14 protein-coding genes are annotated in these 16,665 nt (G+C 55.6%); 10 read left to right on the top strand and 4 right to left on the bottom strand.

Features of this window, described 5'->3' with window-relative positions:
* The first annotated feature begins 4 nt into the window (after window positions 1–4).
* From ACRQU7_RS17420 to ACRQU7_RS17395, 6 genes are all read left to right on the top strand, one after another.
* A complete protein-coding gene (locus ACRQU7_RS17420) occupies window positions 5–1,867 on the top strand; it encodes a substrate-binding domain-containing protein (protein WP_444642220.1) in 1,863 nt (620 codons plus the stop codon).
* Between the two features lie 203 nt (window positions 1,868–2,070).
* A complete protein-coding gene (gene sppA, locus ACRQU7_RS17415) occupies window positions 2,071–3,066 on the top strand; it encodes a signal peptide peptidase SppA (RefSeq protein ID WP_444642218.1) in 996 nt (331 codons plus the stop codon).
* Window positions 3,047–3,694 (top strand): RDD family protein, encoded by a 648-nt coding sequence (locus tag ACRQU7_RS17410; protein WP_444642216.1) that lies wholly within the window; start codon window positions 3,047–3,049, stop codon window positions 3,692–3,694. The genes sppA and ACRQU7_RS17410 overlap by 20 nt, the downstream gene beginning before the upstream one ends.
* A 150-nt stretch (window positions 3,695–3,844) precedes the next feature.
* Window positions 3,845–5,056 (top strand): diaminopropionate ammonia-lyase, encoded by a 1,212-nt coding sequence (dpaL, locus tag ACRQU7_RS17405; RefSeq protein WP_444642214.1) that lies wholly within the window; start codon window positions 3,845–3,847, stop codon window positions 5,054–5,056.
* A gap of 54 nt (window positions 5,057–5,110) precedes the next feature.
* The gene (locus ACRQU7_RS17400; protein ID WP_444642212.1) at window positions 5,111–6,310 is read left to right on the top strand and encodes a YgeY family selenium metabolism-linked hydrolase; all 1,200 of its coding nucleotides are present in this window, start codon (window positions 5,111–5,113) and stop codon (window positions 6,308–6,310) included.
* A 310-nt stretch (window positions 6,311–6,620) separates the two neighbouring features.
* Window positions 6,621–8,081, top strand: a complete 1,461-nt coding sequence (locus ACRQU7_RS17395; protein WP_444642210.1) for a leucyl aminopeptidase — start codon at window positions 6,621–6,623, stop codon at window positions 8,079–8,081.
* 85 nt (window positions 8,082–8,166) lie between these two features.
* Here ACRQU7_RS17395 and ACRQU7_RS17390 read toward each other — a convergent pair whose 3' ends face one another.
* The 3 genes from ACRQU7_RS17390 to ACRQU7_RS17380 are packed head-to-tail and all read right to left on the bottom strand — an operon-like array spanning window position 8,167 to window position 10,855.
* The gene (locus tag ACRQU7_RS17390; RefSeq protein WP_141826430.1) at window positions 8,167–8,805 is read right to left on the bottom strand and encodes an SGNH/GDSL hydrolase family protein; all 639 of its coding nucleotides are present in this window, start codon (window positions 8,803–8,805) and stop codon (window positions 8,167–8,169) included.
* A gap of 11 nt (window positions 8,806–8,816) precedes the next feature.
* Window positions 8,817–9,929 carry a phosphotransferase enzyme family protein gene (locus tag ACRQU7_RS17385; protein WP_444642208.1) on the bottom strand — a complete coding sequence of 371 codons (1,113 nt, stop codon included), beginning with the start codon at window positions 9,927–9,929 and terminating at the stop codon, window positions 8,817–8,819.
* Window positions 9,926–10,855, bottom strand: a complete 930-nt coding sequence (locus ACRQU7_RS17380; protein WP_444642206.1) for a nucleotidyltransferase family protein — start codon at window positions 10,853–10,855, stop codon at window positions 9,926–9,928. Before ACRQU7_RS17380 ends, ACRQU7_RS17385 begins: the two co-directional genes overlap by 4 nt.
* Before the next feature lie 243 nt (window positions 10,856–11,098).
* Between ACRQU7_RS17380 and ACRQU7_RS17375 the strand changes: the two genes are divergently transcribed.
* Window positions 11,099–11,830, top strand: coding sequence for a hypothetical protein (locus ACRQU7_RS17375; protein ID WP_444642204.1), 732 nt, complete (start codon window positions 11,099–11,101; stop codon window positions 11,828–11,830).
* Between the two features lie 194 nt (window positions 11,831–12,024).
* On the opposite strand, the gene ACRQU7_RS17370 is transcribed toward ACRQU7_RS17375, so the two are convergent.
* Window positions 12,025–12,939: an AraC family transcriptional regulator gene (locus ACRQU7_RS17370; protein WP_141826426.1), complete on the bottom strand. Its 915-nt coding sequence runs from the start codon at window positions 12,937–12,939 to the stop codon at window positions 12,025–12,027.
* Between the two features lie 548 nt (window positions 12,940–13,487).
* On the opposite strand from ACRQU7_RS17370, the gene ACRQU7_RS17365 reads away from it, so the two are divergent.
* The 3 genes from ACRQU7_RS17365 (at window position 13,488) to ACRQU7_RS17355 (ending at window position 16,660) form a co-directional block, all read left to right on the top strand.
* Complete coding sequence (locus tag ACRQU7_RS17365; protein ID WP_444642201.1) at window positions 13,488–14,786, top strand: ABC transporter substrate-binding protein; 1,299 nt, start codon at window positions 13,488–13,490, stop codon at window positions 14,784–14,786.
* An 82-nt stretch (window positions 14,787–14,868) separates the two neighbouring features.
* Window positions 14,869–15,780: a carbohydrate ABC transporter permease gene (locus tag ACRQU7_RS17360; RefSeq protein WP_141826424.1), complete on the top strand. Its 912-nt coding sequence runs from the start codon at window positions 14,869–14,871 to the stop codon at window positions 15,778–15,780.
* 13 nt (window positions 15,781–15,793) lie between these two features.
* Window positions 15,794–16,660, top strand: coding sequence for a carbohydrate ABC transporter permease (locus tag ACRQU7_RS17355; RefSeq protein WP_444642199.1), 867 nt, complete (start codon window positions 15,794–15,796; stop codon window positions 16,658–16,660).
* The last annotated feature ends 5 nt before the right edge of the window (window positions 16,661–16,665 follow it).

The following is a 16,665-nucleotide window of genomic DNA, read 5'->3' as shown; positions in this document are numbered from 1 at the left end:
GGAAATGAGAAAACGGATGCGAGGCTTTCTTGCGGCGCTGCTCTGCGCCGCAGTTCTGCTTTCCCTGTTCCCCGGCTGCAGCCGGCAGGAGCCGGAGAAGGTGGAATACCTGATCGGGGTTTCCCAGGCGAACATGAGGGAATCGTGGCGGCTGGCGCTCATCAGGGAGCTGAAGGAGGAAGCCGCGAAGCATCCCGGCGTCCGGCTGATTTTTACGGATGCCACGCAGAACAGCGACAAGCAGATCGCGGATATCCGGCGGCTGCTCGCGTGCGGGGTCGATCTGCTGATCGTATCGCCCTGCGACGTGAAAAAAATCACCCCTGTGGTCAGCGGCGTGTACAAATCGATCCCGGTCATCGTGATGGACCGTGTGGTAGAGGGCTACGATTATTCTCTGTTCATCGGGCCGGACAACCGCAGCATCGGCAAACAGGCGGGGGAGTCCGTGCTGCGGATGCTGGACGGGATTCCGGGCGGCGTGCTGGAAATCTGCGGAAGCACGGGCTCCCAGACGAGTGCGGAGCGCAGCGAGGGCTTCCAGAGCTTTCTGAAGCCGTACCGCCAGCTCGACATCCGCAAAATTTCCATTGAGAACGAATCGCGGGACAGCACGGAGGACTATCTGCTGGCAAACAGGGAAAAGCTGAACGGGGTGCGGGTCATTTTCGCGCACAACGATTACATGGCCTTAGGCGCCTGCCGCGCCATTGAAAAGCTGGGGCTGAAAAATATCCGGATTATCGGGGTGGACGGCTTTACCGGGGAAAACGACGGGATCGGGCTGGTCAGGAAGGGCATGATCGACGAGACCATCACCTGCCCCACCGGCGGGCGGGAGGCGATTCAGTTTTCCCTGGATATCCTCCGGAATGTGGCGGGCGTGCCGAAGCAGGAAATCCTGCACAGCCATAAGGTGACGAAAGAAAATGTGGACGCGTTTGTGGAAAATCTGAACAAGCCGCAGACCGCCCCTCCGCAGACCATCCGCGTGGGCTACGCGCAGGTGGGGACGGAAAGCGCTTGGCGCCTTGCCAATACGGAATCCATCCAGTCCGCGGCAAAGGAATTCGGAATCCAGCTTTTTTATGAGAACGCCGACCAGTCGCAGCAGCGGCAGATACAGGCGCTCCGGAAATTTATCGCCATGAAGGTGGACGCGATCGTGCTTTCCCCGGTGATCGACAGCGGCTGGGACGAGGTGCTGCGGGAAGCGAAGGAGGCCGGAATCCCCGTCATTTTGTCCGACCGTGAAATCACGGTGAAGGACGACGACATGTTCCTGACCTTTATCGGGGCCGATTTCGTGGAGGAGGGCCGGCGCGCCATGCGCTGGATCGCGCAGAACGTCCCCTCCGGCGGAAAAAAGGGCGGGGTCCGCATTATGGAGCTTCAGGGGACGGTGGGCGCATCGCCCGCCGTGGAGCGGACCGTCGGCTTTGAGGAGATTTTGAAGGAATATTCCGGGTATCAGATCGTTTATTCGCGCAGCGGGGACTTTACCTACGACGGCGGAAAGCGGATTGTGGAGGAATACCTGAAAAACCATAAATGGGATATCGACGTGGTCTACGCCCACAACGACGATATGGCGCTCGGCGCGGCGGAGGCGCTGGAGAAAAACGGGATCGCTCCCGGAAAGGACGTGAAAATCATTTCCATAGACGGTACCAAGAACGCGCTGAACGCCATTTTGAAAGGAAAAATGAACTGCGTGGTGGAGTGCAACCCCCTGCTCGGCCCGCAGCTGATGAAAGCGATTACCGACCTGATGTCCGGCAAGGAGCTTCCCCTGCGGATCATCACCGACGAAAAGGTCTTTACCAAAGAAAATACGGAGGAGACCATTCAGAGCCGGAAGTACTGAAACCGGCCTTTCCGGGAATATACTTGAAGCAGCGGCTCCGTTGTCGGCGGGGCCGCTGCTTTTACCATTTAAAGGATGTTAGGGGGAAATACTTGACAAATATGCGGGGGGAGAATACAATCAATTGTATTAACTGATTAGTACAGTTTGCAGAATCATTTTAATCGAGGGCTCCGCAAAGCGGAGAAAAGGAGAAAGGGAAAATGAACAAAAAGCAGATCGCGGGATTGGTTGCGGCGGCACTGGTCTTCGTCTTCGTATGCGGCGCCAATTTGCTGGTCAAAAACGCCGCGGACAACCAGAGCAAAAAGGCGCTTGCCGAAAGCCTGCTGGATTCCGTCGGCTCAAAGGTGACGCTTCCGTTCGAGCCGTTTGTCGGGGTGGTCAAGGTGGACGGCACGATCATGAAGTCGGCCTCTTCGTCGTCTCTGTTCCCGACGGAAGGGTACGACCATGAGAAGACGCTCAGCCTGATCGACCAGTACCAGCAGTCCGGGGACAACAGGGGCATCCTGCTCTATGTCAACACGCCGGGCGGAAGCGTGTACGAAACGGATGAGCTGTACCAGCGGGTGCTGGAGTACAAAAAGGACACCGGCCGCCCGGTCTGGACCTATATGGCCAACGAAGCCTGCTCCGGCGGATATTATGTTTCCATGGCTTCGGATAAAATCTATGCGAACCGGAACACCTGGACGGGTTCCATCGGCGTGATTCTGTCGCTGTCCAACTACAAGGGGCTGATGGATAAGCTTGGCGTGGACACCATCCTGTTTACCAGCGGGCCGAACAAATCCATGGGCAATCCGGGCGTGGACGTGACACAGGAGCAGAAGAAGATTTTTCAGAGTCTGGTGGACGAATCCTACGAGCAGTTTGTAGGGATCGTCGCGCAGGGTCGGAACATGAGCGTGGAAACGGTCAAGCCGATTGCGGACGGCCGCATCTATACGGCGCAGCAGGCGCTTGACCTCAAGCTGATCGACGGCATACAGAACTATGAGGATACGCAGTCCCAGATGGAAAAAGAACTTGGGGAAAACGTGGCCTTTTTCACACCGAAAAACAGCGAGCTTGCTTTGAGCTCCCTGTTTTCCATGGCGAAAAGCTATACCAGCACCGATGTGGATAAGGTAAAGGAATTCCTACAATCACAGGAGAGCGGGGTGCCGATGTATTATGCAGCCACAGGAAAATAACAACCCGGCCTGCGGCGGATTTTTCGTCCGCCTGGCGGCGTACCTCATTGATATGCTGCTTGTGGGAACGATGCTGCTGATCGTGAAGATTCCCATGTTTTTCGTGCGGCTCAGTCACCCGGACAATTTCCTGACCGGCGCCCTGCTGTTCCGGTTCAGCCTGCTGGACATTCTGCTGTATCTGGCCGCTTCCGCCTATTTTGTGATTTTGACCTATCAGACGGGCGCGACCGTGGGGAAACGGCTGATGAACCTTCGGGTCGTTTCCGTGAACGGCGAGCCGCTCACCCTGCTGAACGTCCTTTACAGGGAAACCATCGGGCGGTATCTGTCCTCCCTGCTGTTTGTCGGCTATATTCTGGTGGGATTAAACAATGAAAAACGCGGCCTGCACGACATGATCTGCGACACCAAAGTGATCTATGTCTGCAAATGCATGCAGCTGCCTCCCAGGCGGGCGTATCAGCCCATGCCCGCGTATATGCCGTATTACGGGCAGCCCGTGCCGCCCGTGGCTCCGGTGCCGCAGCAGACGCCTGCCGAGCCGGAACGGAACCCCGCGGATGACGGGAGTACGGACAGCGGACAGGGGGACGCCGACGGCTCAGCCGATGGCCCACAGGAATGATGCAGCCCCTTTCTGTGATAAATTTTCAAAACGGCATGACATTCCGGGCGTTCTGCCTTATAATAAAACGATAAGGACATCGGTCTTTGTGAGTAAAACGGCAATGCGGTCGCTACGGCGGCCGCATTCTGCTTTTTAGGAGGTATTGATATGAGTATCAGATGGGTTCCTAACCGGATTCCCAAAACGGACGACAGTTATCTGCAGGTCATGTCCCTGCAGAATGTGGAAAAGGCAGCCGCCTTCCACAGGAGCTTCCCGCAGTATGCCCCCACGCCGCTGGCACCGCTTACCCATATGGCCCTGCGGCTTGGACTGGGCGGAATTTATATCAAGGATGAATCCTTCCGCTTCGGCTTAAACGCCTTTAAAGTGCTGGGCGGCTCCTACGCCATGGGCCGGTTTATCGCGCAGAGGCTGAAAAGGGATGTTTCGGAGCTGCCGTATGAGGTGCTGATTTCCCAAAAGCTGAAGGAGGAATTCGGAAGCTTCACCTTCTTTACCGCCACCGACGGGAACCACGGGCGCGGCGTGGCGTGGTCGGCCAACCGGCTCGGCCAGAGGTCGGTTGTGCTTATGCCGAAGGGGTCTTCTCCGGTCCGGCTGGAAAACATCCGGAAAGAGGGCGCCGCCGCGACGATAGAGGACGCGAACTACGACGAATGCGTCCGCATCGCGGCCGCGCAGAGCGCAAAGACGCCGAACAGCGTGGTGATTCAGGACACCGCGTGGGAAGGCTACGAAGAAATTCCGGCATGGATCATGCAGGGGTACGGCACCATGGCTTCGGAAGCCGCCGCGCAGCTGAAAGGGTTCGGCGTGGAACGCCCGACCCACATTTTTATTCAGGCCGGGGTGGGGTCCCTCGCCGCCGCAGTGCAGGGATATTTTGCAAACCTGTTTCCGGGGAATTGCCCGGTTACGGTGATTGTGGAACCGGACGCCGCCGACTGCATTTACCGCTCCGCCGCCGTGGGCGACGGACAGATCCGCGCAGTCCGGGGGGACATGAAGACCATCATGGCGGGGCTCGCCTGCGGTGAACCCAACACCATCGGCTGGGATATCCTGAAAAACCACAGCGCTTATTTCGTTTCCTGCTCCGATGAAATCACGGCGAAGGGGATGCGTACTTTGGGCGCGCCGCTCAGGGGGGACCCCCAGGTGATTTCGGGGGAATCCGGCGCGGTGACCATGGGCCTGCTTTGCGCGGTTATGGAGCGCGAGAGCTTGAAGGACCTGCGAAGGGACCTCGGGCTGGACAAAAATTCCCGAGTGCTGCTGTTTTCCACCGAGGGGGATACGGACCCGGAAAAATACCGCAGGATTGTCCATGATGGGGAATACCCCTCGTTCCTTTGACGGCTGCGGGGAATGCATACCAAATGACCGATTCGACGACAGGAGGGAACGGATATGATACCGGATTATCGGGAGATTCGCCGCAGGGCACAGGACTATGAGGCCGCGATGACCGCTTTTCTGCGCGATCTGATCGCAATCCCGGGGGAAAGCGGAAAAGAAAAGCAGGTAATTGCGCGTATTGTCCGTGAAATGCGCGCGCTGGAATTTGACCGGGTCGACGTCGACCCGATGGGGAATGTTCTGGGCCGCATGGGTGCGGGGGAAAAGCTGATCGCCTATGACGCGCACATTGACACCGTGGGGACCGGCGACAGAAGCAACTGGAGCTTTGACCCGTATGAAGGCTATGAAACCGATACGGAGATAGGCGGGCTCGGCGCTTCCGACCAGCTGGGCGGGATGGTCAGCGCGGTCTACGGGGCAAAAATCATGAAGGACATGGGCCTTCTTTCCGAAAAATACACCGTGCTGGTGACTGGCACGGTGCAGGAGGAGGACTGCGACGGGCTCTGCTGGCAGTATCTTCATCAGGAGGATCAAATCACCCCGGAATTTGTCGTCAGCACCGAACCGACCGACGGCATCCTCTGCCGCGGGCAGCGTGGGCGGATGGAAATCCGGGTGGAGGTAAAGGGCATGTCCTGCCACGGCTCCGCCCCGGAGCGCGGCGATAACGCCATCTACAAGATGGCCGATATCCTTCAGGACATCCGCGGGCTGAATGAACGGCTTCCCGCCGACCCGTTCCTCGGGAAGGGAACCGTCACCGTATCGGAAATTTTCTTTAACTCCCCGTCCCGCTGCGCGGTCGCGGATTTCTGTGCCGTTTCGCTCGACCGCCGCCTCACCGGCGGAGAAACGTATGAAACGGCGCTGGAGGAGGTGCGCGGCCTGGAGTTCTGCCGAAAGCACGGGGCGTCCGTCTCGATGTATACCTATGAGCGCCCCAGCTATACCGGCCTGACGTACCCCACCGACTGCTATTTTCCGACCTGGGTACTTCCGGAGGACGCGCCCGCCCTGCGGGCCGCGGTGGAAGCGCACAGGAACCTTTACGGCGAGCCGGAGGTCGGAAAATGGACGTTTTCCACGAACGGCGTTTCCATCATGGGCCGTTATGGCATCCCCTGCGTCGGTTTCGGCCCCGGGAAAGAAAAAGAGGCCCACTCCCCCGACGAGAAAACCTGGAAGCAGGACCTTGTCCGGTGTGCAGCCGTCTACGCGGCGATCCCTTCCGTTTACTGCGGGTAACCGCGTCCCGCTGCAATATAAATTCGCGGAAGAAAATTGTATGAAACAACAGCTTTTATAATTTATAATAAGGAAACGCACCTGAAGCGGGAATTTCAAAGCACGCTTCAGGTGTGTTTTCTGTGTTTGCTTTGTTGAAAAGCTATCTTGCGGCAGGTCTTCTTTGCCGGGGACAGGGCCGTCCCGAACATCGGGCGGTTTCTCCAGACAGGGTCCGAAGACCTGTTGATTTTTGTCGAAGGTATGCTATGATAGAAGTATCACGACGCAGGCAGATCCCGCCGTCCTCCGCTGGAGACGGGGAGGGAACTTGCCGCAGAAACGGAAGGACAGTATGATCGACATTCAGATAGGCTCCTTTAAGGAAGCACAGATATTATTTCTCTATGAGGACGCGGACCACACCTCGCTGCCGGTGCAAAAAATGTTCCGGGCGGAATTCCTTGAAAGCTTTCCGCTCTGGCAGGATTCCCGCCTGACCCTCTATATCGGGCTGGGAAAACGCGGGGAGCTGAGCGCCCGCAGAATGACGGACGCCGTCGCCAAGGGTGCCCGGGAGCTCCGGAGGCTCCATCAGTACGAGGCGGAAATCAATCTGTCCGCAATGGTGCCCGTCTGCGGGCTGGATTGTATCCGCAGCGCGGTTTTGGGCGTTAAACTGGGTCTGTATGAGTATTCTCCGTACCGGGCGGACAGCCGGGAGGATTCCTTCCGCTTCTTTCTGCACGGAATTCCGCAGCGCCTGACGGAAACGGCGGAGGAATATCTGGAAAAGGCCGTCCATCTGGCGGACAGCGTGGTGCTTGCCCGCAATCTTGTCAACGCCCCCGCCAATCGGATGACCCCGTCCATCCTAGCGGACACCCTGAGACGGGAAGCGGGGAAATGCGGGGTGCAGGCCGAGATTCTGGACGAAAAGGAGTCCGAACGGCTGGGAATGTCCGCGTTTCTGACGGTCGGCAGCAGCAGCGCGAACCCGCCGCGCCTGATTGTTCTGCGCTATCTTGCGGACCCCCAGTCCCCGCTGAGGACCGCGCTGGTGGGAAAGGGAGTTACCTGCGACACGGGCGGATACTGTCTGAAAAGCAAGGACTCCATGCTGGGCATCAAGGGGGATATGGCCGGCGGCGCGGCGGTGGCGGGCGCGATTTTCGCCCTTGCGCGGAATCAGGTGAAAACGAACGCCGTGGCCGTGATTCCGGCCTGTGAAAACCGTATTTCCAGACAGAGCTTTCTTCCGGGGGACGTTATTCGGTCCATGTCCGGCAAGACGATCGAAATCCAGAACACGGACGCGGAAGGCAGGCTGATTCTGGCGGACGCCGTTACATACGCCATCCGTGCGGAGGGCGCGACCAGGGTGCTGGATATCGCCACGCTGACGGGCGCGGTTGTGGGCGCGCTCGGCTTCACCACGGCGGGTGTCCTGACGGACAGCGACCAGCTGTGGGACGACCTGTCCGCGGCGGCGCGCGTTTCCGGCGAACAGTACTGGCGGCTGCCTATTTTCCCGGAATATGAGGAAATGGTAAAAAGCAAGATTGCCGACGTCAAAAATATGGGCGAACATTATTGCGGGACGATTTCCGCCGGTTTGTTCATCCGGGAATTCGTTGAGCATCTGCCGTGGATTCATCTGGATATTGCCGGAACGGCGTGGGTGGACAAGCCGGTTTTCGAGCATCAGTCGGTCGGTGCCACCGGCGCGGGAGTCACCACGCTTTACGACCTGCTCAATACGGAAGGGCAGTGCAGCGGGCAGAAGATATAAAAAGGACAGGAGCCGCGCCAGTTGGCGCGGCTCCTGTTTTCGGGGACTCTATCAAAATAAGGGAATATTCAAAACTTTGCGGCATTCAGCCGTTTGGAAAGATTTCGCGGACTTTCTGTTCGATCAGTTCCGCCATCTTCCGGTGGCCCGCCTGGGTGTAATGGATGCCGTCCTCCGGCCCCACTTCCACGCTTCGCCCCGGATTCAGAAAATGCACGCGGTTCCGTTTTGCGGTCTGCTCATACTCTTCCGCCAGCAGAAGGCTGTTTTTCATTCCTTCGCCGAACATCAGGCGCCAGGCGCGGATACCCACGTCGGCGATGGGGACCGGCGCGACCAGAAGCACCTGTGGGGCGCCGCCTCCGCTGCCGGACTCCGATTTTAAAATCGTCCGGATCAGATTTTCCATACCCGACGCAATGTCGCACACCGGCAGGGAAAAGCGCTTCTTCAGATCGTTTGTACCCAGCATGATGACGACCAGGTCCAGCGGCTTGTGGCTTTCCAGACAGGGGAGAAGATAAGTTTTTCCGTTTTTATATTCTTCAATCGGGTCGTCCCAGACGGTCGTTCTGCCGCCCAGCCCTTCTTCGATCACATAATACCCGCCGCCGAGCAGCTTTTGCAGCAGGCCGGTCCAGCGGACGTCCCGCGCGTATCTGCCCGTCATTCCGGGTTTCATCCCGTAGGTATTGGAATCGCCGTAGCAAAGAATATTTCTCATTTTCTCAGCCCCTATTTGCAGTATTGGCCGACGATCTTGGCCATAACGTCCCACTGCCGGTCCATTTCCTCCACCAGCCGGAACTGGGTTCGGGCGCGGTCAAGGTTGTGGCTCTCGCGGCTGATCTTGAAATAGGTGTCGCCGGCAAGATAATCCGCCAGAAAGCGGATGCCGCATTCCAGTGTCATCATTTTCGCGCCGTCGGGCAGCCTTCTGATTTCCTCGTTGGTCAGAACCTTTCCCGCAACCTCCAGAAAGCCCTTGGTATACGCTTCAAACAGCCCGAGGTCAAAATGCACTTTGGATAGATCCTGTTCGTCCTCCGCCGCCGTGCTTGCCCCGAAGCGGATGGAGTCGCCGAAATCGTAGAGGGAAAGGCCGGGCATTACCGTGTCCAGGTCAATGACGCATACGCCTTTGCCGGTTTCGCTGTCGACCAGCACGTTGTTCAGCTTGGTGTCGTTGTGGGTGACCCGCAGGGGGAGCTCCCCCCGCGTCTGCATATCCACCAGAAGACGGGTATATTCCTCCTGCCCGAAAACGAAAGCAATTTCCTCTTTTACACCGGCCGCCCTGCCTTTTACGTCCGCGGCGAGCGACTCCTTAAATTGAAGGATACGGTTCGGCGTGTCGTGGAACAGCGGGATGGTTTCGTGGAGCGTGGACGCCGGATAGTTGGCCAGAAGCAGCTGGAACCGGCCGAAGGCCCGGGCGGTATCATAAAATTCCTCTTGGGTCCTTGTCTGCTGAAGGGTCACGGTGTTCTCGATAAAATAATAGGAGCGCCAGTAACCGCCGTCCCCGTCGACATAATAGTACGCGCCGTCCCGTGTGGGAATCAGGTTCAGCGTTTCGCGGTACGGGTCGCCGCCGGCAGCAGCGATGGCGCTGTGCAGGTAACGGGTAACGCCCACCACGTTTTCCATCAGCTCCACCGGCTTGCGGAACACGTTGGTGTTGATCCGCTGAAGGATGTATCTGCGGGTTTGTTCCTCAAGCTGGAAAAAGACGGAAAAGGTGTCGTTGATATGTCCGCTTCCATAGGGCAGGATTCCCACATACTGGCCCTCAAACTGAAATTTCTCCGCAATCGCGGGAAGAAGCTCCTTTTTCACCGGTTTCATGTATTGCCCTCCCAAAGCTTATCAGGATAGATCCCCTGTTTTCTCATTTTACGGATTGCTTCCACCACCACCGGTTTGTCCTCGCGGTAGGTGACCCCGTACCATTTATCCGGGGACCGCAGCACTTTTACGCTGGCTTTTCGGCCCTTGAGCAGCTCATCCACCACGGTGGGCAGGAAGAACTCAGCTTTTTGCGGGTCCTTTTCCAGAGCGCCGTCCAGAAACGCGGGAAACCTCGCCGCAATTTCCCCGAGAATCGATTCGGAAAAGCCCCACAGATTCATGGAGACAACGCTCCCACTGGGGATGGTTACCCACGTGTTTCCGCCGTCCTCGGTGTACTGGGCCGCGTTTCCCCGCTTTTCAATGTGGGTGCGCTCGTGGATATCCTCCAGAAATCCGTCCGGGGTGGCGACGCAGACGCCCCTTGCCACATGGCCGTGGTCCGTCAGCGTGTTTTCCAGCGTGTAGCCCACCATCGCGTAACGGTACAGCCCGTCGTCCCGGCTGTGGAGTAGATAATCGTAAATCAGGCGGAACGCGTCTTTTCCGTAATAATCGTCGGCGTTGATCACCGCGAAAGGCCCGTCGATCGCGTCGCGGCAGCAAAGCACCGCGTGCGCGGTCCCCCACGGCTTCCCGCGCCCCGGTGGCACCCGGTACCCCTCGGGCAGTACGCCGACCTCCTGATACGCATATTTCACCTCTATGATTTTGGACATTCTGTCCCCTATAATTTCTTTAAAATCCGCCTCAATGGATTTCTTGATCAAAAAAACAACCTTTTTGAAGCCGGCCTTTACCGCGTCGTAAAGCGAAAAATCGATGATGATCTCCCCGTTGTCCCCCACGGGGTCAATCTGCTTCGGCCCGCCGTATCTGCTGCCCATTCCCGCCGCCATGACAACGAGTACAGGTTCCTTCATGCTGCATTCTCCTTTGTACATTTGCTTTTTTTACACTCTCTGCCCTTATTTTAGAGGATGATTGCTTTAAAATAAATATCTTATCCATCACAAAATTTGCACAAAAAATCATTTTTGCACAAAAAGAATCCGTCCAGGATTCCCGGACGGGCGAAGAAATTGACAATTCTGCCAATCAATGATACGATCAGATTCAGAATAATTTCTATTCGACATTAAAAGGGACGGCGGTGGAATTCTCTCATGGAAAAAGGAAAGAGATGTGCGGGATACAGGAAGATGGTTTTGGCCGTTTGCGTTTTGGCCCTTGTCCTTGGTCTGACGTCCTGTGGAACGCTGGGGGCTCCCAGTGGGAATTTTCCCGATGAAACCAGCGTGGTTTCCGGCGGGAATTCTCTCAATGAAACCGGCATGGTTTCCGGGTTGGAGGAAATCCCCACAGTGACCGGCGATTTGCAGGTTCAAATTTTCATGCCGGATACACTCTACGCGCCCAAGACATGGAAAGAAGAGGATGAGCTGTCGCAATACATCGTGCGAGGGCGTCTGCTGGACGATGCAAAGCAGAAATTATATTATTATACGCCTAAGGATGATCCATCTTATGGGATTACGGTTACTTCGTTTGAAATATCGCAGGTTTATAAGGGAAACTTAAACCCCGGGGATGTTATTCCACTGGGGGAAGATTATTGGACAATCGAAAGAAAGGGGGAATTCATTCGTTACGAGAGATATGAACCGTCGTCTGCCGGTAAGGAATATATTCTCTTTTTAAGAAAGGGAGAGGACAGCAGTGAACTTCGCAAGGGATTATATTTGCCGACAATAGCGGAAACCGGTATATATCCCGTCGTCGATCCCGCTGAGTTTGATGTCGATTCCAAGACGGCGAAAGAACTGAATCTGGTTGTCAGGCAAACGGAGGACTACCGTGCGATTTACAAGGAAGTCATCCGCAAATATATGCGGTAAGCGGAAAGAAAGGAACTGTTGCAAAATAAATTTGCGGCAGCAAATTGCATGGGACAACCGCTTTCAGAGTAAGAAAATGCACCTTAAAACGGGTTTTATAGCCCGCTCAAGGTGCATCTTTTGTGCGTTATTCTGTTGAAGGGCTATTGTGCAACAGCCTCTGCATTTTATGCTGTTTTGTTATGGTATCAGCCTCACTCAAAATGGGGCGGGCGGCCCCTCTGGCTGTCGGTCCGCAGCTTGACGGAGGAGGAGTACTCCGAGGGGGTCATCCCGGTCACCTTTTTGAAGTGGCGGGAAAAATAGTGGATGGATGAGTACCCGAGGTCGTTCGCGATTTCGGTGAAATTCTTCGTCCCCTCGCGGATGGACTGCTTGGCGCTGTCCACCTTCATCTTCCCGAAGTATTCCATCACGCCGCCGCCGGTTTTTTCGCGGAACACCTTCTGCAGAAAGGAACAGCCGCACATGTTGTCCCGGCACACGTCGCTCAGGGTGACCTTGTCGTGTATGTTTTGGCTCAGGTACGCCACGATCCGGGAAAAGGTGTCCTGACCCGATTTTTCCTTAATGGAGGAGGAAACGCGTTCCTCGCCGGTCCCGCCCTTCCGGATCAGGCTGATGAGCATCAGCTCCAGACAGAGCTTGATGACCTGTTCACAGGCGAAAGCACCTTTGCCGCTGCGCACCAGTTCCTTCATATCCACATCGTCCAGCGGGGAGGAAAAGGCATCGAAGGATTCCTCGATCACGCGGCCGAGCAGGTCGCGTTCAAAATCGCCCACCTTCAGAATCTTGTTGTCGAAGAAATGCATGGCGGGGGAGTCGCATTTGAACGTGATGACCACAAGGTTCGGCGCAATCACGCCGTTGGCCCACAGGCTGTGAAATTCATAGGGCTTGTGGAAAATGATGTCGCCCTTTTTCAGCACATAGTTGGTGTTTCCGGCGGTCACGTCCACCTGCCCCTTGTCCACGTACAGAAATTCCCAGAAATTGTGGGTTTCGCCCGGAAAATAGAAATCGCTGTTGTACTCAAAATAATGGACGGTTACCAGTTCGTTGATTACGATTTCGGGTTTTAAAAAGGTGCTTACAAATTGCGTCATCAGTCTCAGCTCCTTACCTGCGTCAAGCCATTTTATAATATTTAATCATAGCATTCCTTTTCTCTGCTAATATTTCAATACGGAAATATCCGGGATGGGAATCATCGGCTGGAGAAGGTTTGTCATTCTGCGCATAAAATTTGTACAATGGCCGTTTTCCGGCGCTTTTATCCGTTTTGCGAATTGACAAATGAAATGGCCGTTGCTATAATACGAGCAACACAAGGCAAAGGCGCTGCGTTCGGCTGAACGGGGGCGCCTTTTTTGTTTTCCGGGGATCAGGCTGACACAGAATTTGTCGCGGGACGGGGCCCGCCCGCAAAACGGGAAGAAAACCGTCCCTGTGAAAGCAAAAGACCGTTTGTGCAACTTGAATGGATTGTGCAAATTTAATGCAAAAAATTCTAAATCAATATTGGTGAAAACACCGTAAAATAGGGATGTTGAACGGCGAATTGGATAAAAATGAAACACTCAAATCCAATTTATTGGTCAATATGCAAATTAGGTATGCCTCAAATTCAAACATAAAACTAGGAGGTCTGAAAATGAAAAAGAAATTATGTTCTCTTATGGCCATTGTTTTAATCTGCGCCATGGCGCTCGGCGGCTGCGGCGGAGCTGCTCAGTCATCGGCCCCGGCTGCTTCCGGCGAAGCGTCCACCGGAGACGCGAAGAGTGACGTAACCGTTACTTATTACTCCATGTGGAACGAAACCGAGCCGCAGGGACAGACCATTGCGGAAGCGGCGGAAGCCTTCAAGGAGAAGACGGGAATCACCGTCGACATCAACTGGCAGGGCCGCGATATCCGCAAGACCCTTCAGCCCGCGCTGGACGCCGGACAGGAAATCGATCTCTTTGACGAGGACGTCGAGCGTGTAAACGGCACGTGGGGCAAATACCTGCTCAATGTGGAAGACCTGGCCGCCAAGTCCTACGACACCACGGACGGCAAGCCGCTGACCGATGTGATCAACAAGAAGCTGGTCGACCTTGCCCGTTCCCTCGGGCCGGACGGAAAGCTTTCCACCATCCCTTACCAGCCGTCCACCTTCCTTGTCATGTACAACAAGGACATCTTCAAGACAGCCGGGATTACGGCGGTTCCCAAGACCTGGGAAGAGTGGCTCGACGCCTGCGCCAAGATCAAGGCGGCCGGCAAGACCCCGATTACCGTGGATGACGCGTATATGGCTTCTCTGTTCGGTTACCATATGGGCCGCCTGATCGGCAAGGACAAAACGCTTGCCATGGTCGAGAACAAGAAGATCGATGATCCCGCCGTTCAGACCTTCGGCGAGCAGTGGAAGGAAATGTACGACAAGGGCTACATATCCAAGAACGCGGCCGGAAATATCTATCCCGCGGGCCAGCAGGAAGTCGCAAGCGGCAACGTAGCCATGTATCTGAACGGGACCTGGCTCCCAAATGAAATCAAAAATTCCGCTCCGGCGGACTTCAACTGGAGCACCTTCGCGTATCCGGCGGTCGGCAAAGACGGCGACGGACCCGAGGCCAACCAGTACGGCGCGCAGTGCTTCGGCATCAATAAGGACAGCAAGCACGCGGAGGAAGCTTTCAAATTCATCGTCTTTATGACTACCGGCGAATGGGACACCAAGCTCGCGCAAAATTCCATCGGCGTTCCGATGGCGAACGACGCGACGTGGCCGACGCAGCTTGCGGACGCCAAGGCGGTTCTGGACGCGACCACCACCCGGTATCCCTGGGCGGTCGGCATGGAAAACGACGCGGACATCAACGCGAAAATCAAGACCAATTTCGCCCTGCTGGTCAGCGGCAAGCTTGACGCAAAGGGCTTTGCAGACGCAATGAAGAAATAATTCAATAACACAACGGCGGGGAAAGGGCGGCATCGTGTTTACGCTGCCGCCCTTTTGTCCATGGAATTCTCGGGAGGTTCTTATGAAAACAAAAAATAAATCAATGATTGTTATTTTTCTGGCGCCCGCGATTTTTCTGTACACCGTGGTTTTCCTGTACCCTACCATAAGGACCGTCATTATGAGCTTCTTTAAAGTAGAGGGCGTTACGGATGCCGTCTCGGCATGGAAGTTTAACGGGCTGGGGAATTTCAGGACCCTTTTCCATACTCCCCTTTTTATGAGCGCGATGCAGAATATCAGCCTGATCTGGCTTGTGGGCGGTGTCGGCGTCATGCTGGTCTCGCTGCTTTTCGGGGTGATCCTGACCAGCGGAGTCCACGGGAAAAGCTTTTTCCGCTCCGTTATCTACCTGCCGAACGTCATTTCGGCGGTCGCCATGGGGACCATGTGGATCAACTACGTTTACAATCCCAATTTCGGCCTTCTCAGCTCGATCCTGAAAACCCTCGGCTTTTCGGAAGCGGCCGCCACGCAGTGGACCGGTCCTGAAATGGTGTTCTGGAGCATGCTCGTCGCCTACTGCTTCGGCATGGTGGGGTACCATATGCTGATCTGGATGAGCGGGATCGAGCGAATACCGGTGGATTTTTACGAGGCCGCCACCATCGAGGGGGCCAACGTGTTCCAGCGGTTTTCAAAAATTACGCTTCCCCTTCTTAAGGGGGTCTGCCGCACCAATATCGTGCTCTGGACCGTCAGCACCATGGCTTTCTTTGTATGGAGCCAGCTGTTTTCGCCCGTAAACCTGAGCGCGAGCACCGTCACGCCGATGTCCTATATGTATGAGCTGGTATTCGGCGCGAGCAACTCTGCCATTACGGTGCGCGATTCCGGAGCGGGAGCGGCGATCGGCGTCATCCTGACCATTGTGGTCGTGATCGTCTTTCTGTTTACGCAGCTCATTGTCCGTCACGACGACGTTGAGCTTTAAGGGGGAATGAACAATGGCTAATAAAAAAATCAGGCAGAAAACCAATTGGAAAAAAGAACTGGCCCTTGCTCCGGGCTATCTGATTGTCGGAATCTGGGTCGTTTTTACCTTTGTGCTGATCGGCTGGATTATCCTGGCGTCATTCTCCACTACCAGAGAGATTTTTGACGGTAATCTGTTCAAATTTGCAACCGGGCTGCACCCGGAAAACTACGTGAAGGCGTGGAAAACCCATAAGGTGTCCAGCTATTTTATGAATTCCCTTGTCTACACGCTGATTTCCTGCGCGGTTGTCATTATCGTTGCCGCGCCGGCAGCCTATGTGCTCAGCCGCTTTAAATTCCGCGGCAACGGGTTTCTCCAGAATTTATTCGCGACCGCGCTGGGGATTCCCGCAATCATGATTATTATGCCTCTGTTCGCACTGTTCAGCCAGATGCATGTCAGCCAGTCCAGAGGGCTGCTGATTTTCCTTTACATAGCGATCAACGTTCCGTTTACCGTCTTCTTTTTGAATACCTTTTTCCACAATCTTTCGGTTACGTTTGAGGAGGCCGCGGCCATCGACGGCTGTTCGCCCATGAAAACGTTCTGGATGATTATGCTGCCGCTGGCGCAGCCCGGTATCATCACGGTGACGATCTTCAACTTCATCACCATCTGGAACGAGTATTTTATTTCCCTGATTTTCGCCAATACGGCAAAGACCCGCCCGGTCGCCGTCGGCCTGTACTCCATGATCCAATCCATGCGCTATACGGGGGACTGGGGCGGCATGTTCGCGGCGGTGGTCATTGTGTTCCTGCCGACGTTCATTCTGTATGTCTTCCTTTCGGAAAAGATCATTGCCAGCGTGACCGGCGGAGCTATCAAAGGGTAAGACCG

It is taken from the genome of Caproiciproducens puteiluti (genome assembly GCF_052442865.1).
In the GTDB taxonomy this organism is placed as follows: Bacteria; Bacillota; Clostridia; order Oscillospirales; family Acutalibacteraceae; genus Caproiciproducens.
This window is presented reverse-complemented; position numbering and strand designations above follow the sequence as displayed.